Source organism: Rhodococcus sp. IEGM 1241, assembly GCF_033142365.1.
Classification (GTDB): Bacteria; Actinomycetota; Actinomycetes; order Mycobacteriales; family Mycobacteriaceae; genus Rhodococcus_F; species Rhodococcus_F erythropolis.
Genome location: NZ_JAWLSE010000001.1, coordinates 813,661 through 830,470, shown reverse-complemented (window position 1 = coordinate 830,470; position 16,810 = coordinate 813,661). Strand labels below are relative to the sequence as shown.

General features: G+C 62.3%; 15 protein-coding genes. 4 read left to right on the top strand and 11 right to left on the bottom strand.

Going from position 1 to position 16,810, the window contains the following annotated elements:
- Positions 1-19: 19 nt before the first annotated feature.
- Positions 20-925 carry an NAD(P)H-dependent flavin oxidoreductase gene (locus tag R4P70_RS04005; RefSeq protein WP_411742463.1) on the top strand — a complete coding sequence of 302 codons (906 nt, stop codon included), beginning with the start codon at positions 20-22 and terminating at the stop codon, positions 923-925.
- Here R4P70_RS04005 and R4P70_RS04000 read toward each other — a convergent pair.
- The 6 genes from R4P70_RS04000 to R4P70_RS03975 are packed head-to-tail and all read right to left on the bottom strand — an operon-like array spanning position 922 to position 6,995.
- Positions 922-1,848: a LysR family transcriptional regulator gene (locus R4P70_RS04000; RefSeq protein ID WP_256062878.1), complete on the bottom strand. Its 927-nt coding sequence runs from the start codon at positions 1,846-1,848 to the stop codon at positions 922-924. The two genes, R4P70_RS04005 and R4P70_RS04000, sit on opposite strands and share 4 nt — an antisense overlap.
- A gap of 3 nt (positions 1,849-1,851) precedes the next feature.
- Positions 1,852-2,754: a LysR family transcriptional regulator gene (locus R4P70_RS03995; RefSeq protein WP_069145562.1), complete on the bottom strand. Its 903-nt coding sequence runs from the start codon at positions 2,752-2,754 to the stop codon at positions 1,852-1,854.
- Between the two features lie 30 nt (positions 2,755-2,784).
- Positions 2,785-3,597, bottom strand: coding sequence for an enoyl-CoA hydratase/isomerase family protein (locus R4P70_RS03990; protein WP_317830432.1), 813 nt, complete (start codon positions 3,595-3,597; stop codon positions 2,785-2,787).
- Positions 3,594-4,355 carry a crotonase/enoyl-CoA hydratase family protein gene (locus R4P70_RS03985; RefSeq protein ID WP_317830431.1) on the bottom strand — a complete coding sequence of 254 codons (762 nt, stop codon included), beginning with the start codon at positions 4,353-4,355 and terminating at the stop codon, positions 3,594-3,596. The genes R4P70_RS03990 and R4P70_RS03985 overlap by 4 nt, the downstream gene beginning before the upstream one ends.
- Positions 4,356-4,392: 37 nt before the next feature.
- Positions 4,393-5,439, bottom strand: coding sequence for an MBL fold metallo-hydrolase (locus R4P70_RS03980; RefSeq protein WP_003940131.1), 1,047 nt, complete (start codon positions 5,437-5,439; stop codon positions 4,393-4,395).
- On the bottom strand, positions 5,436-6,995 hold the full coding sequence (locus R4P70_RS03975) for a long-chain-fatty-acid--CoA ligase (protein ID WP_317830430.1): 1,560 nt from the start codon (positions 6,993-6,995) through the stop codon (positions 5,436-5,438). The genes R4P70_RS03980 and R4P70_RS03975 overlap by 4 nt, the downstream gene beginning before the upstream one ends.
- A 187-nt stretch (positions 6,996-7,182) precedes the next feature.
- Here R4P70_RS03975 and R4P70_RS03970 point away from each other — a divergent pair, with 187 nt between their 5' ends.
- Positions 7,183-8,127 carry a LysR family transcriptional regulator gene (locus tag R4P70_RS03970; protein ID WP_317830428.1) on the top strand — a complete coding sequence of 315 codons (945 nt, stop codon included), beginning with the start codon at positions 7,183-7,185 and terminating at the stop codon, positions 8,125-8,127.
- On the opposite strand, the gene R4P70_RS03965 is transcribed toward R4P70_RS03970, so the two are convergent.
- Positions 8,061-8,951 carry a LysR family transcriptional regulator gene (locus tag R4P70_RS03965; RefSeq protein ID WP_317830427.1) on the bottom strand — a complete coding sequence of 297 codons (891 nt, stop codon included), beginning with the start codon at positions 8,949-8,951 and terminating at the stop codon, positions 8,061-8,063. The two genes, R4P70_RS03970 and R4P70_RS03965, sit on opposite strands and share 67 nt — an antisense overlap.
- 181 nt (positions 8,952-9,132) lie before the next feature.
- Here R4P70_RS03965 and R4P70_RS03960 point away from each other — a divergent pair, with 181 nt between their 5' ends.
- Complete coding sequence (locus tag R4P70_RS03960) at positions 9,133-10,803, top strand: chitobiase/beta-hexosaminidase C-terminal domain-containing protein (protein WP_097386843.1); 1,671 nt, start codon at positions 9,133-9,135, stop codon at positions 10,801-10,803.
- A gap of 50 nt (positions 10,804-10,853) precedes the next feature.
- On the opposite strand, the gene R4P70_RS03955 is transcribed toward R4P70_RS03960, so the two are convergent.
- On the bottom strand, positions 10,854-12,044 hold the full coding sequence (locus R4P70_RS03955) for an acyl-CoA dehydrogenase family protein (protein ID WP_097386842.1): 1,191 nt from the start codon (positions 12,042-12,044) through the stop codon (positions 10,854-10,856).
- 310 nt (positions 12,045-12,354) lie between these two features.
- Between R4P70_RS03955 and R4P70_RS03950 the strand changes: the two genes are divergently transcribed.
- Positions 12,355-13,575: an acetyl-CoA C-acetyltransferase gene (locus tag R4P70_RS03950; RefSeq protein WP_020909227.1), complete on the top strand. Its 1,221-nt coding sequence runs from the start codon at positions 12,355-12,357 to the stop codon at positions 13,573-13,575.
- A gap of 5 nt (positions 13,576-13,580) precedes the next feature.
- On the opposite strand, the gene R4P70_RS03945 is transcribed toward R4P70_RS03950, so the two are convergent.
- From R4P70_RS03945 to R4P70_RS03935, 3 genes are all read right to left on the bottom strand, one after another.
- Complete coding sequence (locus R4P70_RS03945; protein WP_020909228.1) at positions 13,581-14,777, bottom strand: CaiB/BaiF CoA transferase family protein; 1,197 nt, start codon at positions 14,775-14,777, stop codon at positions 13,581-13,583.
- Positions 14,778-14,849: 72 nt separating this feature from the next.
- Positions 14,850-15,590 (bottom strand): 3-oxoacyl-ACP reductase FabG, encoded by a 741-nt coding sequence (fabG, locus tag R4P70_RS03940; protein WP_317830426.1) that lies wholly within the window; start codon positions 15,588-15,590, stop codon positions 14,850-14,852.
- Positions 15,591-15,632: 42 nt separating this feature from the next.
- Complete coding sequence (locus R4P70_RS03935) at positions 15,633-16,799, bottom strand: acyl-CoA dehydrogenase family protein (protein ID WP_019745415.1); 1,167 nt, start codon at positions 16,797-16,799, stop codon at positions 15,633-15,635.
- Positions 16,800-16,810 lie beyond the last annotated feature (11 nt).

Genomic DNA, 16,810 nt, shown 5'->3' with positions numbered 1-16,810 from the left:
CCCGGTTCTCGCTTCACCGATGTTCATCATCTCGACTCCTGACCTCGTCATCGCGCAGTGCACCTCTGGGATCATCGGGTCCTTCCCGGCACTGAATGCTCGTCCGCAGTCGGCACTTCGGGATTGGCTCAAACTGATCACGGTCGCTCGTGAGGAACATGATCGTGAGCACCCGGAAAATCCGTCGGCGCCATTTGCCGTCAACCTCATCGTCCACCGGTCCAACAACCGCCTGGAAGAGGACCTGGCGACCATCGCCGAGTTCGAGGTTCCGATCGTCATCACGTCCCTCGGCGCTCGCACCGACATCAACGACGCCGTCCACGCATACGGTGGAATCGTTCTTCACGACGTCATCGACAATCGCTTTGCACGCAAGGCGATCGAGAAGGGCGCCGACGGACTGATCGCGGTAGCTGCCGGGGCCGGTGGTCATGCCGGTAGGCAGTCGCCGTTTGCCCTGATTCGGGAGATTCGTGAGTGGTTCGCCGGTCCACTGCTGTTGTCAGGTGCCATCGCTCATGGTGATTCGATTCTCGCTGCGCTCGCGGCCGGAGCCGATTTGGCATACGTCGGATCAGCTTTCATCGCGACCGAAGAGGCTAACGCGGATCCTGCGTACAAGGAGATGATCGTGGGTTCAGGGGCCTCCGACATCGTCTATTCCAACCTGTTCACCGGAGTACACGGAAACTACCTGCGGGGCAGCATCGTTGCCGCCGGCTTGGACCCCGACAACCTAGCCGAATCCGATCCTTCCGCAATGAGTTTCGCGACCACCGACACCGATACCAAGGCGTGGCGTGACATCTGGGGCGCCGGACAGGGCATCGGAGCGATCGACGCCGTACTTCCGACGCATGCAGTAGTAGAGCGTCTCGCCGCCGAGTACGCTGCCGCTCGAGAACGTATCTGCCGACTCTAGTGCTGTGACCGGTGTTCGTCGGAGAGGGATTCGTCAGAGCGGGATTCGTCGGACAGGTACTCGTGGATCAGGTTCACGAATACCTGTCCCACCGGCGACAACGTCGAGGGGTCGAAGGCGAGACCGTACGCACGCAGGAATCTCGGCTCACAGGCCCGTTCCACCACCTGACCAGGCATCGATTTCGCCACCGAGCGCTCGACCAACGAACCGCCGAGCCCGGCGATGACCATCGGGAGCCTCGACTCCCGTTGCTCGGTCACTACCGCGAGTTCCGTTCTAATACCGGCCTTTCGGATCGAATCTTCGATCGCGTCACCCATTGCTGCCCCGCGAGGAACGAATACCATGGGAATGTCCGGCATTTCCGAAAGGCGTACCGGCCCCTCGGGCAGTTCGGTTCCCGCCGGGTAGACCAGGCGGTACTCCTGCTCCCCCAATTCGACGATCTCGAGCCCTTCGCCCGCTTCGAGTGGCAGATGAGCCACCGCGAATTCGCAGTGGCCGTCCCGGATGAGACTTTCCAGATTGTCCTCACGCTCGAGTTCCGAGAATCTGACTCGTGCTTGCGGATAGCGTCGACAGAACTCCGCAATCAGATCGACGATCGTCCCCGAGGTCAGTGCAGGGAAAGCCATGATGTCGAGGCGTCCGACGATGGCGCCATCGGATGCCGTCAACTGTTCAGCCGCCGAAGCTACGTCTCGCAAAACCTGTCGACTCGGGCCGACCAGGCTGCGACCGGCCGCACTGAGCACCATGCCGCGCCCGATGCGATGGAAAAGCCTCACTCCCAGTTCACGTTCGAGCCCGCGCAACGCTTGTGACACGGTCGGCTGAGCAACGCCCAAAGCAGCTGCGGCGCCGTTGATCCCCTTGTTTTCGACGACCGCGAGGAAGTACTCCATCTGCCGGAACTCCACAGTTCACTCCTCTTCCTTGGACGGAACGGCGGAGGTGGCCATTTCCGCAGCCGTCGCGATGAATGCAGCGGCTGCCGGGGATTGCTCGCCCGAGCGATAGACGATGCCGACGTCGCGTGTCAGCGGCGGATCGAAGGAGAAGGCGCAGACGTCTGTCATCTGCTGTTGCGCAACCCTTCTCGGCACGACAGTGGCGCCGATCCCTCGACGCACGAGTTCCCACGTGGTCACAGGGTGGACACAGTCCACGACTACGTTCTCGGCGCCTTCGCTGAGTAGACCCCGGAACTGATTCGATTGATCACCGAGATCGACCACCAGCGGCAAACTGTGCAAGAGCGTTCGCGGCACCGGATCCGCCAACGGCGTTGCAAGCCGGCCGGACAACGACGCATGGGTGGCGAGTACCAACTCCTGAGCGGCAATCGGAGCCGTGACCAAACCTTCGTACCCGATACTCAGATCGGTGACGCCGACCTCGGCCGACCCTCGCCGTAACGCACTGTCGACCCCGGCCGGGCCGTACGTGTCGAGGACGCGCACGACGATCTTCGGAAAGTTGGCCCGGAATCGCCGGACCAACTCGACCATCGGATCGATGGAGAACGCCGAGTACGAGACGACGTCCACCCGGCCGAACTCGAGTTCGCGAACGGCGGTCACTTTCGCCTTCGCGCGCTCGACGTCGGCAAGGATTCTCCTGGCCGCGAGATCGAACGTGCGGCCCGCGTCGGTAAGAACCAACCGTCTGCCGGTCCGGTCGAACAGCGTGGCGCCGAGTCGACGCTCGAGCGTGCGAATTGCCTGTGACAGCGAGGGCTGCGAAATGTAGAGAGCCTGAGCGGCCTTCGTTATCCCACCGTGGTCGACAACAGCGACGAAGTAGGTAACGAAGTGCAGATCCACTCATCCATCATACGACCAGCGATCTGACGCTCACTCCACTCGAGTTAGCCCTGGTACGGCCCACTCTCCGGTGAAGACCGGCTCCCGCTTTTCCACGAAGGCACGAACCGCGTCGGTAGCATCCGTCGCAAAATTGACCGCTTGCGCCCTCGCCTCGTTGTCCAAGGCTTCCCGCAACGAGAGTGAGGTGTGATGTTCGAGCATGGCGGCAGACTGACTCAGTGCGGCTGGCGGACCGGCAGCGAGCCGCTGCGCAAGCTTCGACGTGTGTTCGTCCAGTTCACCCGGTTCGACCAGATAGGTCACCAGCCCGAGCTCGTAGGCTTCCTGTGCGTCGATCGTCTCGGCGAGCATCACCAGTCGCTTCGCTTGCTGGAGGCCGACCAGTCTCGGCAGGATCCACGAACCCCCGAAGTCGACAGACAACCCCCGTTTGGCGAAGATCTGGCTGAACTTGGCGCCCTTGGCTGCCACGACGAAGTCGCAGAGCAACGCCATGTTCCATCCGGCTCCGACGGCAAACCCGTCGACCTTCGCCACCAGAGGCTTGGGAAACTCACCCAGTGCGATCGCCGTTGCGTTGATGACACGCATGCGATCGAGCGGGTGCGACGAGCCGCGTTTGTCCAGATCGGAGCCCGCACAGAAGGTCCCGTCCGCGCCGGTCAGGATCACAGAGCGAATCTGCGAATCCTCTTGAAGTTCGAGGACTGCTTCACGTAGTGCGATCCAGGCGTCGAGATCGAGAGCGTTGCGGCGGTGCGGCCGACAGAGAACAATCGTCGCGACAGCACCGTCACGTTCGATGCTTACGGCCGCGCGCTCGATCGTCTCGGCACTCATGAGCCACTCCACACGGGAGAGCGCTTCTCGGCAAACGCCGTTGCACCTTCCTTGGCGTCACGTGAGGTGAATACCGGATCGATGAATTCGCGTTGCGCGACAAAGGCATCCGGGTCGGTGTACTTGGCGGACATTGCCAGTACCTGCTTGGTCGCGCGAACAGCCAGTGGACCGTTTGCCGCTACTCGGGCCGCAAGCTCGCGTGCGACGGTCAGCGCCTGTCCAGGTTCGGCGAGCCGATTGACCAAGCCGTGATGATGCGCCACGGTGGCACTGAGCGGATCCCCCGTGATCGCGATTTCCATGGCCAACTGATACGGGAGGATCTTGGGCAGACGCAGAAGGCCACCGGCGGCCGCGGCAAGTCCCCGCTTCACCTCGGGCAAGCCGAATTTCGCGTCGGTGGACGCCACGATCAGATCGGCTGCCAACGCCAGTTCGCACCCGCCGGCGAGGGCCCACCCCTCGACGGCTGCGATCAGCGGCTTCGACGGCGGAGCCTCGGTCAGACCGGCAAAACCACGACCGGGCAGCGATGGCCGTTCTCCGCGCGCAAATCCCTTGAGATCCATACCAGCGCAGAAGGTTCCACCAGCTCCGGTCAGAATACCGATGGTGAGGTCGGACCTGTTCTCGAACTCGTCGATGGCCGCAGCCAAGGCTTCGGCAAGTTCGAGATTGACCGCGTTCTTGGCCTCGGGACGATTGAGGGTGATGACAGCAACGCCGTCGGCGAAGTCGGTGAGCACGACGCTCATGTTCGGTTCCTACTTCCGTGATGAGATTCTTGAAAGGTCACTGCGCGCGAATGCTCCAGCGCACGGGTGTGCCGCCGGACGGTGTCACGATCTCCCGCTTGGCCAAAACAACGAGATGAGCATGGGTTTCGCGGACTGCCAAGCGAAGTAGTCGCGGCGACATCTGTTCGAACGGGCGAGACCAGGAGATCGTGCGTGAGAGTTCCCAGGCCGTGGATTCGGGCTCATCCTGCACCGCAGCCACGATCTCCGCCAATCGCTCCTCGTGGTGCCCCATCAATTGACGTGCACGATCGGCGATCCCACGGAATCGATATTCATGTGCCGGAAGCACTTCGCATTCGCCCAGTGTTGTCGTCGCCTCGAGCGAGAGAAGATAACGATGAAGCGGGTTCTCGAGTTCACCGGGAATCGTGGAGATGTTCGGGCTGATCCTCGGCAGCATGTGATCGCCGCTGAACAACAAGCCTCTGTCCTCTTCCACGAAGCAGAGATGTCCGGGAGTGTGCCCCGGTGTCCACTGGGCCCGGAGATTCCACCCGGGAAGATCGAGTGAATCACCATCTCCCAGAACAATGTCGATGGTTTCGTGCTCGGCGAACCGCACCAGGTCGACCCGAGACGCGTCGAGCACTTCGGCCGGTGCGCCGAGTTCGGACAATTGCAGGTTCCAGCCACTGATGTCGTCGCGGGTCTGCTCGGGACCGTGGTATCCGAGGAGCGTCGCGTCGGCCACGTGCATCGCAAGCGTTGCGCCGCTGACCTGCCGAAGACGCGGCGCCAGACCGAAGTGATCGGGATGCAGGTGCGTGATTGCCGCATAGCGCACTTCGGAAACGTGGTATCCGATCGATGCTATGCCGTCGACGAGAGCCTGCCACGACTGTTCGTGATCCCAACCGACGTCGATGAGGGCAAGTCCGTCGTCGAGCGCGAGTGCGTAGACGAGCACGTAACGCAAAGGGTTGTCCGGCATGGGAACAGGGATCGACCACAGTCCGTCCCGCACCTGTTCCACCGGTGGAAGGACTTTGTTCGCCCACGCCTCACGTTGTGCGACACCGACGTCTTCGGTCACGATCATGATGCTTCTCCGCTCGCGTTCAGCATGGTCCGCAGGCTCGACTTGAGCAGTTTCCCGCTCGCGTTGCGAGGCAAGGAGTCCACGAAATGGATCTGGCGAGGTTTCTTGTACGACGCCAACTTCGCTGTGCTGAACGCGATCAACTCGTCGACGTTCGGCACGTCGGCACCGTCGACCAGTTTGACCACCGCGGTGACGGATTCACCCCAGCGCTTGTCCGGAACCCCGACCACCGCGACCTCGGCAACCGAGGGGTGTTCGGCCAGAATGGATTCCACCTCGATCGGATAGACGTTCTCACCGCCGGTGATGATCATGTCCTTGAGGCGGTCGGTGACGAACAGATACCCCTCGTCGTCCAAATGGCCGGCGTCGCCTGTTCGGAGAAAGCCGTCCTGAGTGAACAATTCCGCGGTCTCTCGGTCGCGTCGCCAGTACCCGCGAGTGTTGTTTCTGCTGCGCGCAACGATCTCACCGGATTTGTTGGGCGGCAATACCTCACCAGTTGTGACGTCTCGAATGGAGATCTCGACGCCGATCATCGGTTTTCCCGCCGAGCGGAGCAACTCCGAACGCGGTCCGCTCACATGATGGTCGAAGGCACGAAGGACGGATACCGAACCCGTTGTCTCGGTCATCCCGTATCTCTGGACGAATTTGCAGTTCAAGACAGTCATCGCATGAGCGAGGAGTGCCGGAGTGATCGGCGACGCCCCATAGGCGACCACCTCCAGGCTGGCCAGATCGAAACTGTCGAGAGTGGGCAGATCTACCAGCGTCTGAATGACGGCAGGCACCAGAAATGCGTGGGTGACGTGGTGAGTCGCGATGGCATCAGCAACCCGAGCCGGCGCCATGTCTCCGAGCAGCACCAAAGGCACTCCGGCCGACAAGCACGTACTCATCCAGCCGGCGCCGGCGATGTGAAAGAGGGGAAGTGCGTCGAGTGCGACTGCATTCGAACCGAATTCGTAGACATCGAACCCCTCTGGCTCGTTGTACAGATTCCGGTGCGTGGCCACGACGCCCTTGGGCCGGCCGGTTGTCCCGGAGGTGTACAGCTGCAGAACTGCTGCGTCCGGATCGTGCCCCTGTCCGGGGTCGACGCCGTTCCCGGAGGCCACGAACTCCGCCCAGGTTCGCGAATCCGGCAGGCCCCCTGCAGCTCCCACGGTTATGACCTCGATGTCCGGCAACGCTGCGGACATCGCCGCCGCCCCCGCGGCGAACTCGTCATCGACGATCAAGACGTCGAGCTCCGCGTCCTCGGCGATGTCGACGAGTTCGAGTGGGTTGAGCCGCCAGTTCAACGGGATGAACACAGCGCCTGCCTTCGCACACGCGACGAAGGTTTCCGCACCTTCGAGCCCCATCCGCAGTAGCGCACCGACGCGAGCACCGGCTGCGGTCACTTCTGCCAGCGCGCTCGCCAAGGTACTGGTCTCGCCATCCAGCTCAGCCCATGTCAAAGTTCGGTCGCCGCACGTGATCGCCGGATCGGACGGCCGTGTCGACGCCGAGTGGCGTATCCGGTTGGGTAGGTGAAGCTCGCTCACATCACGCTCCTGTGTTCCAGGTACTCACCGAGCACGAACCGCGGTCGGTGGTACTGGAACAGTCGACCATCGCTATGGCCTGCGCCACAAAGACGAGAAGGCGCACAGAGCCATAGCTGAGACCTATATCTGCAGGTCGCAGCAAGTCACCGCCGCCAAGGTCCGGTCATCTGGGAGAATTTGCCAGATGCAGGCACCCGGGATGGACATACGCAGCGCGCAGTATCTCGTCGCCGTCGTCGATCACGGCAGCGTCACCGCCGCCGCGGACGTCCTGCGTATCTCGCAACCGTCACTCTCGCAGGCCGTACGCAACCTCGAACGAGCACTCGGAGCCACACTCTTCGAGCGCACCACTCGCGGTCTGGCTCCCACCACAGTCGGACTGGCAATTACCGATTCTGCACGTGCGTTGCTCGCCGACGTTGCTCGGGCCGAAGCCGCGGTGGCCGCAGTAACCGCTTTGCGCGCCGGCGAACTCGCCATAGCTGTTCAGTCCGATCTTGCCATCGACCCTGTCGCAGAGGTCGCCGGACGCCTCCATCTGACGGCGCCCGGAATTCGGTTCTCCACGAACGCCGTCCCGAACGCACAGGACGTGCGCGCGCTGGTCAGAGCGGGCACGTGTGAACTCGGGTTTCTCGAGACCCACCCGGGTACCGATGTCTCCGACGGGCTTCGAGAAATTGCCGTGAGTACCCAGGAAACGGTCTTGTCGATCCCCGTTCGCCTGGCCACAGACCTCCCCGATCCGGTTCCGCGCGCCGTGGTTGCGCGCCTGCCGATGGTGGTCGAGGCATCGACATTTCGGCGCGGGCGTTCGAACGACGGCGATCTGGAGCTCACCAACGTCGTCGTGGAAGTACCTGATCGCCTTGCCGTCCGGGAAATGGTCGGGCAAGGTGTAGGCGCCGCGCTGCTGCCCAGATCGATCGCCGAACAAGACTCCCCAGCATCTGAGGTTCGCTCGCTTTTCCCGCCGATCACGCGGCAGACGATCTTGGTCTACCGCGACGGCCCGCTCTCGCCGGCCGGGTCTGCGTACATCGAGAACGTCTCCACACGTCACAAGCCGCCTACGAACAGCCTGCCCAACGGCGAGAGCGTCTCCGGATCGAACTCGATGCCGTAATTCAGTGAGATCGCCGGCTCCACCGGAAATATCTCCGCGCCGGACGCGACCGATCTCTCGGCCAACGAACGCTCCATGAATGCCATGCCCAAACCCGCAAAGACGAACGCGCCGACGGTCTCCCGCTGCGCCAACTCCGTCGACATCCGAGTCCGGGCCCCGGCGGCCTGCAGAGACGACTCGATGGCAAGCCGAGCCCGCGAGTGTTTGAGCACACCCACCACGGGGAGATCGGGCAACGCCGTCAATGACACCGGCTCTCCCGCAGCGGGTTTCACACCATTCGGCCAGACGTCAGGATGAACCCCCGACGGCACTGCCAGCCAGTATTCGTTCACCCCGATCACTTTCGTGGACAGCGCCGACATGTCGGGTGGCCAATAGCTGAAGACCACCTCACATGCGCCGTCTGCCAACACCTGCTCAGACGTTGCGCCCTGCGGCAGTTCACCGACCCGAACGGTCACAGCAGGCCACCGCTCACGAAAGTCCACCACGATGCGTGCGATCGGACCTTCGAGACCATGTGCCGCGGAGCAGATGTCGAGCCGCCCACGAGGCTCGTCGGCCGTCCCGGTCGCGACATTGAATGCGGCCGCACTGCTCCGCATCATCTGCCTCGCCGGCCCTACCAACGCCCGACCTGCCGCCGTCAGAACCAAACCGCGACCGACACGGTGAAACAGTTCGACTCCGAGTTCACGCTCGAGACCACGAATACCCTGCGACAGCGACGGCTTGGTGACCGACAGATTCTGCGCAGCCGTCGACAAGGACTCCCCACCGGCAACGGCAAGGAAGTACTCGATCTGACGTAGGTCCACGCCATCGACTTTGCCATAAGCGCAGCCGACAGTACCGCCGGCAAGCGCAGACGGTGTTCATACACGCTTCACTAGTCGGACATACAGGACACACCTTTTTCTACCCGGCGCCACCTAGCGTAATTGGTCCAGACCAATTACGAATGGGTCTGAACCACCGCGTCGAAGACAAGGAATCCTCGTGAGACGTACGACCATCGCGATAGCAGCCGTGACCGCGGCTCTCGCCGTTCCCGGCATCGCCCCCGCCGAATCCCAAGCCGAACCCAGCTGGGGCAGTTCGTCCTTCGAATGGGGTAGCTCTTCGGGCGAGAACAACACGCCGCCCGCAGCGCCCGGCGTCAGCGTCCCCGGCGGACGGTACGAGCACCCTGTCGATCTGACCTTCACCGCCGAGCGCGGCGCCACTGTCCGCTACACCTTGGACGGAACGACACCCACCACCGACAGCCAAGCTGCCACACCGGGACGTCCGCTGCAGATCGCACAGGACACCAACGTCACTGTCGCCGCTTTCCGCGGCGATCACGCGAGCGCGGCAGTCTCGTTCGGCTACCTGATCAAGACCTCGGAGAAGCCGCTGGCTCAGGTCGTCGTGATGTCCGACGTCCACGTCGGCGACCACGCGAACAACGACCAGAAGTACGAAAGCTTTTTCGACACAATCGGTTCCATCTTCCCGAAACCCGACGCGATCCTCTCCAACGGCGACATGATCAACGACAACGGAGACGGCAAGGGGCCTGACCACAAGATCGTCGCAGAAATCTTCCAGGCAAACCTCGCCAGGAAGGGCATGAACGACACACAACTCCTGATCTCCAACGGCAATCACGATGCAAGTCTCGCGGCAATCAGAGCCGGATATCCGGCGGAGTGGTTCCCGGATTCCGGTGGCGGATACTACGAATCCGATGTCAGCGGTGTCCATCTCTTCACGGTCAACACCGAGACATACAACAATGATTCAGCGCAACGTAATTGGCTGAAGTCCCGCCTGACCGAAATCACCGCGGAGTCCGGGAACCTGACCAAGCCGATCCTGGTCCAGGGACACCGGCCGGCAAGCAACACAGCCATGGACGGCCAGCAGGCGTCGAACCCTCGACTGACCGAAGACTTGAGCGCCTTCCCTCAGGCAATCTTCTTCTCCGGGCACTCACATCTGAACAACAACGACGACCGGTCGATCCATCAGCGTGACTTCACGTCGGTCAACGACGGCTCGATGTCGTACATCGAAATCGATCACGGCTACCAGATGGTGACCGAGTCCGGTCTCGCGAACCGTTTCGAATCACCCACTGCCCAAGCGCTCTTCGTCGAGGTCTACCAGGACCGCACGGAAATCAACCGCATCAACATGGCGGCAGACAAGCACGACATCTACGCCGGTGGCGCGTGGTCAGCCAACTGGCAGCCGCCGTACTCGAGCGCGGGCACGCTGAGCGGTTCGGGGTGGACGGTCGAGCTCGACGGGTCGACCAACCAGCAGATCAAGGACAACTTCCGCTACACCTCGGGCGCACGGAACACGCACGCGCCGGAGTTCACCTCGAGCACTCCGCTCTCGGTGACGACCGGCGAAAACGGTGCGACCGCACTGAGGATCGCGCAGGCCAAGGACGATCAGATGGTGCACCACTACGCCGTCGAGGTCACGGACACAGCCACCGGAGCGAAGGTGGTCTCGTCGAAGGTGCTCTCGGACTTCTACTTCATGCCGCGGCCGAACAGCCTCGACATTCCGATTCCCGATGCCGCAGCGGGCACCGCATACGAAGCCCGTGTCGAAGCCGTTGACGCATACGGCAATCGGTCACCGGTGACAACCCTGGCCTTCACCCGCTGATCCGACACGACGAAGCGGCACCGCGCATGTTCGCGGTGCCGCTTGTCGGCTCAGTTGTAGGTGCGCAACAAGCCCTTGCTGATGATCTGCTTCTGGATGTCGCTGGTGCCTTCACCGATGAGAAGGAACGGCGCCTCACGCATCAACCGCTCGATCTCGTATTCCTTTGAGTAGCCGTATCCACCATGGATACGGAAGCTGTCCTGCGTGACCTCCGAGCAGAATTCACTCGCCAGATACTTCGCCATACCCGCGGCGACGTCGTTGCGCTCACCCGAGTCCTTGAGCCTGGCAGCGTTGACCATCATCAGATGTGCCGCTTCGACTTTGGTGCCCATTTCGGCGATCCGGAACGCGATGGCCTGATGCTCGGCGATCGGCTTGCCGAACGTCTCGCGCTGCTTGGCGTAGGTGACAGCCAGTTCGAAAGCGCGCTGGGCGATTCCGCACGCACGCGCGGCGACGTTGACCCGGCCGACCTCGACGCCGTCCATCATATGCCGAAATCCCAAGCCAGGAATGCCACCGAGGACCTCTTCGGCTCCGATCTCGAAGCCGTCGAAAATCATCTCCGTGGTGTCGATTCCCTTGTAGCCCATCTTCTCGAGCTTGCCCGGAATGGTCAGGCCCGGGAGTACCTCGCCGAAACCTGCGGGCTTCTCGATCAATATCGTCGTCAGATTGTTGTGCGGCTTCTCCGCGCCCTCGTCCGACTTGACGAGGACTGCCACCAACGTCGACGAACCACCGTTGGTCAGCCACATCTTCTGGCCGGTGATCACGTAATCGCCTGACTCCGTATGCTTCGCCTTGGTCGATATGGCAGCAACATCGGAACCCAGGGCCGGTTCCGACATGGAAAATGCGCCGGTGAGTTCCCCGGACGCCAGACGTGGAAGGTACTTCGCCTTCTGTTCCGGCGTCCCGTGCGCGGAGATCATGTGAGCCACGATGAAATGCGTGTTGATGACGCCGGACACGCTCATCCATCCACGGGCCAACTCTTCGACGCACAGCGCGTAGGTGAGCAATGATTCGCCGATACCCCCGTACTCGGGGTCGATGGTCAGTCCGAACAGACCCATGTCCTTCATCTGCTTGACGATGTCGGTCGGGTACGTATCGGAGTGTTCGAGCTCCTGCGCCGCGGGGATGACCACACGATCGACGAACTCGCGTACCGCCCCGACGATGTCGCTCTGGGTCTCGGTCAATCCCGCCGTCTGCGCCAAACGAGTCACTGTTCCACCTGTCTGTCGGTACTTCGTGCTCTCCTGTCGACGAAACTGATTCGACTCCAGGAACTTTCACCCCACCGCGACATGTGTGCGGCAGAGACGCTGCATCCATTCAATCCCCGAACGGTATATGTGTCAAAGTCGATTTCGCATACGAACCGTATGGCGGAAACTATGTCCGAACAGGTCGTTCCTGCTGTTGACAACCGCGCCACGCGTGCTGGATATTCGAGTGGCCAGGTCGCTATGGGGCCCTTCGATCGGCCCGTTCACGCGACGCATTCCCCACCTCTCCTCGAGACAGGCGCATTCCATGCACGACGCAGTCATCTGTGAACCCGTTCGCACCCCGGTGGGCGGATTCGGCGGAGTCTTCAAGGACGTTCCCGTCACCACTCTCGCCAGCACTGTTGTGCGTGGCCTCGTCGAACGAACCGGCATTGCGTCCACCGATGTCGACGACGTCATCTTCGGTCAGGGTTACGCCAACGGAGAGGCCGCGGCCATCGGACGAATCGCGGCACTCGACGCCGGTCTGGACGTGTCCGTTCCCGGAATACAACTCGATCGCCGTTGCGGTTCGGGATTGCAGGCGATCATCTACGCCGCGATGCAGGTACAGACCGGGATGAGTGATCTGGTCATCGCCGGCGGCGCCGAGAGTATGAGCGGAACCGAGTTCTACTCCACCGATATGCGTTGGGGCACAAAGCGCCCTTCGGTCGAGTTCCACGACCGATTGGCCAAACCGCGCACGAACTCCGGCGGAGTCAACTTTCCGGTCGAAGGCGGCATGATCGAGACCGCCGAGAACTTGCGCCGGGAGTACTCGATCACCCGCGACGAGCAGGACCGATACGCGGTGCGATCGCACGAACGGGCCGTTCATGCCCAGGACAGTGGGTATTTCGACGACGAGACCATTCCCGTTTCGGTGCGCGGGCGCCGTGGTGAGCAGACAGTCGTCACTCGCGACGAGCATCCGCGCCGAGGGATTCAGCTGTCCGATCTTGCTGCACTGCGCCCCATTCGAGGTCGAGTCGACCCCGAGGCCACAGTCACCGCCGGAAACGCCTGCGGCCAGAACGACGCCGGAGCCGCGGCCATCGTCACCACTGCGGCCAACGCCGAACGCCTTGGCCTGCGACCGTTCGCGAAACTGGTCAGCTGGGGTGTGGCGGGTGTGGAGCCGAACCGAATGGGCATCGGACCGGTGCCTGCCGTGGCGAAAGCTCTCTCCCGTGTCGATCTGTCGCTCGACGACATCGACCTCATCGAAGTCAACGAGGCATTCGCCGCACAGGTTCTCGCGTGCGCCAAGGCCTGGGGATTGAGCGCGCAGGACATCGAGGAGCGCTTCAACGTCAACGGTTCCGGGATCTCGCTCGGACATCCTGTCGGTGCCACCGGTGGGCGGATCCTCGCCAATCTGCTGCGCGAACTCGACCGGCGCCAGGGACGGTACGGGATCGAGACCATGTGTATCGGTGGCGGACAAGGGATTGCAGCGGTGTTCGAGAACCTGCGACGCTAGAAGCGTCAACCGATCGATCCGTCGCGGCGAAGGTCCGCGATCTGGTCTCCCGTACGCCCCAACTCGGCCAGCAGAGAATCCGTCTGCTGGCCGAGTGCCGGAACGTCACCCATGCGCATTTCGACGTCCGAGTACGTCATCGGAGGCAGCACGGCATCGATCGGTCCGTTTTCGGTGCCCACGGACCTCCACCTGGCACGCTTCTCCAACTGCGGATGTTCCAGTAGACCGGCCATGTCGTTGAGTGCAGCGGCCGGGACACCGGCGTCGGCAAGGCGTTGATCCAGATCTGCCGTCGAATACAGACGAGTCAGGGAACCCACCAATTCGTCTACCTCGCCGCGATTTTCGACGCGCACGATGTTGGTGGAAAAGCGCGGATGGTCGACCAGATCCTCTCGCTCGAACACGTCCACCATCAGTGCACGCCATCCACGATCGTTCTGGACGCCGATCAGGATCTCGCCGTCGGCAGTAGGATACGAATCGTAGGGAACGATCGCCGCATGGCCGAGACCGACCCGCGGAATCTGCTTTCCTGCATACATTTTCATGTACATCGGATGCCCGAGCCATTCGACGGTGGAATCGAACATCGAGACCTCGACGAGCGCTCCCTTACCCGTTCGCTCTCTACGGAACAGGGCGCTCAGAATCGAAGTCAGCGCGTACATTCCAGCGGCGATGTCCGAGACCGGGATACCCGTCTTGGTGGCCGTCTCCGGTGTGCCTGTCACGGAGATCATTCCGGTCTCGGCTTGGACCAGCATGTCGTACGCCTTGCGCTCACGCCGTGGGCCAGCACTGCCGTATCCGGACATGTCGATCACGATGAGCTGTGGGAATTTCTCGCGCAGTTCCTCCGCGCCGAGCCCCAGTCGCGCAGCTGCGTCGGGTGCCAGATTCTGTAGGAACACATCGGCTCGCGCGACAAGATCGAGAACGATCTGCCGGCCGGATTCCGACTTCACGTCGACAGCGATCGATTCCTTGGAACGGTTGAGCCACACGAAGTGTGACGCCTGACCATGAACCGCCCGGTCGTAGTGACGCGCAAAATCGCCCTCGCCGACGCGTTCTATCTTGATCACCCGCGCACCCATGTCCGCGAGATGCCTGGTGGCGAGCGGTGCCGCCACCGCCTGTTCGAGTGCAACCACGGTGATTCCGTCGAGCGGAAGATCCGAGTTCGGCTGTCCCATGTCAGTAGTCACCCCAGAAGTTTTACACCCAGAAGTTTTACACTCTGAATTCTTGCACTCGAACAGGACGGGTCAGATGTGGCGGCCGCCGGTGATCTCGAGAACCGTGCCCGTCATGTAGCTCGAGAGGTCGCTCGCGAGGAACAGTACAACCGAAGCAACCTCCGAGGGCTCGGCCGCACGCCCCATCGGGATCTCGGCAAGCTTCTCGTTCCAGATCCGTTCGGGCATCGCCTCGGTCATCGCCGTGCGGACAAGTCCGGGCTGAACGGCGTTGACGCGAACGTTCTTGAACGCGACCTCCTTTGCCGCGGCCTTCGTCAGACCGACGATGCCGGCCTTGGCGGCCGAGTAGTTGGTCTGCCCGAGCATGCCCACCTTGCCGGAGATCGACGAGATGTTCACGATTGCGCCCGTCTCACGCTCGCGCATGCGGGCGGCGGCAGCGCGTGTTCCGTTCCAAGCACCCTTGAGGTGAACGGCGATCACGTCGTCGAAGTCCTGCTCGGTCATCTTCCGCATCGTGGCGTCGCGCGTCATGCCGGCGTTGTTGACCATGACATCGACTGGACCGAAAGCACTTTCGGCCAGATCGAGCATGGCCTCGACCTGTCCGGAATCACGCACGTCGCAGGAAGCGAAACGGGCGACCGACTCTCCACCGAGTTCGGCGACCGCAGCCGTTCCGACGGTTTCGTTGATGTCGCCGAGAACGACGTTCGCACCTTCCTTGATGAAGGTGCGCGCAATTTCGAGCCCGATGCCCTGCGCTCCGCCGGTCACTACCGCAACCTTGCCGTCCAACAATCCCATGTCCACTCCGTTCGTGAGGTTAAAGCTCGTCAGGTAAAGGTGTCAGCGCTGGTTTTGCTTTTTCGCTTGCGCCACGAGCCCACCGCCGAGAATCAGTCGCTGGATCTCGCTGGTTCCCTCGTACAGGCGCAACAGGCGAACTTCACGGTAGATGCGTTCGACCGGCACACCGCGCATGTAACCGTTGCCACCGTGGATCTGCACGGCGAGATCCGCGACCTTGCCCACCATCTCGGTGCAGAAAAGCTTTGCCGCCGAGGGGCCGAGACGTCGATCCTCACCGCTGACGTACCGCGCAGCCACCTCACGCACCATCGCACGCCCGGCCATGACACCGGCCTGCTGGTCAGCCAGCATCGCTTGAACCAGTTGGAAGTCACCGATAGCGGTGCCGCCCTGTTCCGTGACCACGGAGAACGCGACAGATTCGTCGAGCGCTCGCTGTGCTGCTCCCACCGAGAGCGCCGCGATATGGACTCGTCCGCGCGCGAGAGACGTCATCGCTGCGCGGTATCCGGTGTCCTGGTCGCCACCGACGAGGGCCGACTCGGGAACCCGGACGTTGTCGAAGGTGACCTCGGAGGTCCAAGCACCTTCCTGACCCATCTTCTTGTCCTTGGGACCAACTGTGACTCCTGGCGTGTCAGCCGGAACCAGGAAGACTGCAATTCCCGGACCATCGGAATCCGCCGGGCGAGTGCGCGCGAACACCACGAACAGCTGTGCCAGTGGAGCATTGGTGATGAACCGCTTGTTGCCGTCGATCACCCATTCGGATCCGTCCAGAACGGCCTTGGTCCGGAGGCCGGCCGGGTTTGAGCCCGCGCCGGGTTCGGTGAGAGCAAAGGAAGCCACGACGTCGCCGGAGGCGATGCGCTCGAGCCACTGAGCCTTCTGCTCGTCGGTACCGAAGCCGACCAGCACCTGCCCGGCAATTCCGTTGTTGGTACCGAACATCGAACGCAGCGCCAGGGACGTGTAGCCGAATTCCATTGCCAGTTCGACGTCTTGGGTGAGGTCGAGTCCGAGCCCACCCCATTCCTGAGGAATCGCGTAGCCGAACAGCCCGATGGCTGCGGCCTTCTTGCGTATGTCCTCAGGAATGGCGTCGGTGTCGGCAATCTCCTGCTCACGCGGAACTACTTCCTTACGGATGAACTCCCGCGCAGTCGCCAAGATATCTGCGAAGTCATCTGCATCGACCTGCATTCCCACCACTC

Bases quoted from the DNA above. Each gene is read 5' to 3' on its own strand.
- R4P70_RS04005 (WP_411742463.1), top strand. From the start codon at position 20: ATGTTCATCATCTCGACTCCTGACCTCGTCATCGCGCAGTGCACCTCT.
- R4P70_RS03990 (WP_317830432.1), bottom strand. From the start codon at position 3,597: ATGAGTGCCGAGACGATCGAGCGCGCGGCCGTAAGCATCGAACGTGAC.
- R4P70_RS03985 (WP_317830431.1), bottom strand. From the start codon at position 4,355: ATGAGCGTCGTGCTCACCGACTTCGCCGACGGCGTTGCTGTCATCACC.
- R4P70_RS03980 (WP_003940131.1), bottom strand. From the start codon at position 5,439: ATGATCGTGACCGAAGACGTCGGTGTCGCACAACGTGAGGCGTGGGCG.
- R4P70_RS03970 (WP_317830428.1), top strand. From the start codon at position 7,183: ATGCAGGCACCCGGGATGGACATACGCAGCGCGCAGTATCTCGTCGCC.
- R4P70_RS03950 (WP_020909227.1), top strand. From the start codon at position 12,355: ATGCACGACGCAGTCATCTGTGAACCCGTTCGCACCCCGGTGGGCGGA.
- R4P70_RS03945 (WP_020909228.1), bottom strand. From the start codon at position 14,777: ATGGGACAGCCGAACTCGGATCTTCCGCTCGACGGAATCACCGTGGTT.
- fabG (WP_317830426.1), bottom strand. From the start codon at position 15,590: ATGGGATTGTTGGACGGCAAGGTTGCGGTAGTGACCGGCGGAGCGCAG.
- R4P70_RS03935 (WP_019745415.1), bottom strand. From the start codon at position 16,799: ATGCAGGTCGATGCAGATGACTTCGCAGATATCTTGGCGACTGCGCGG.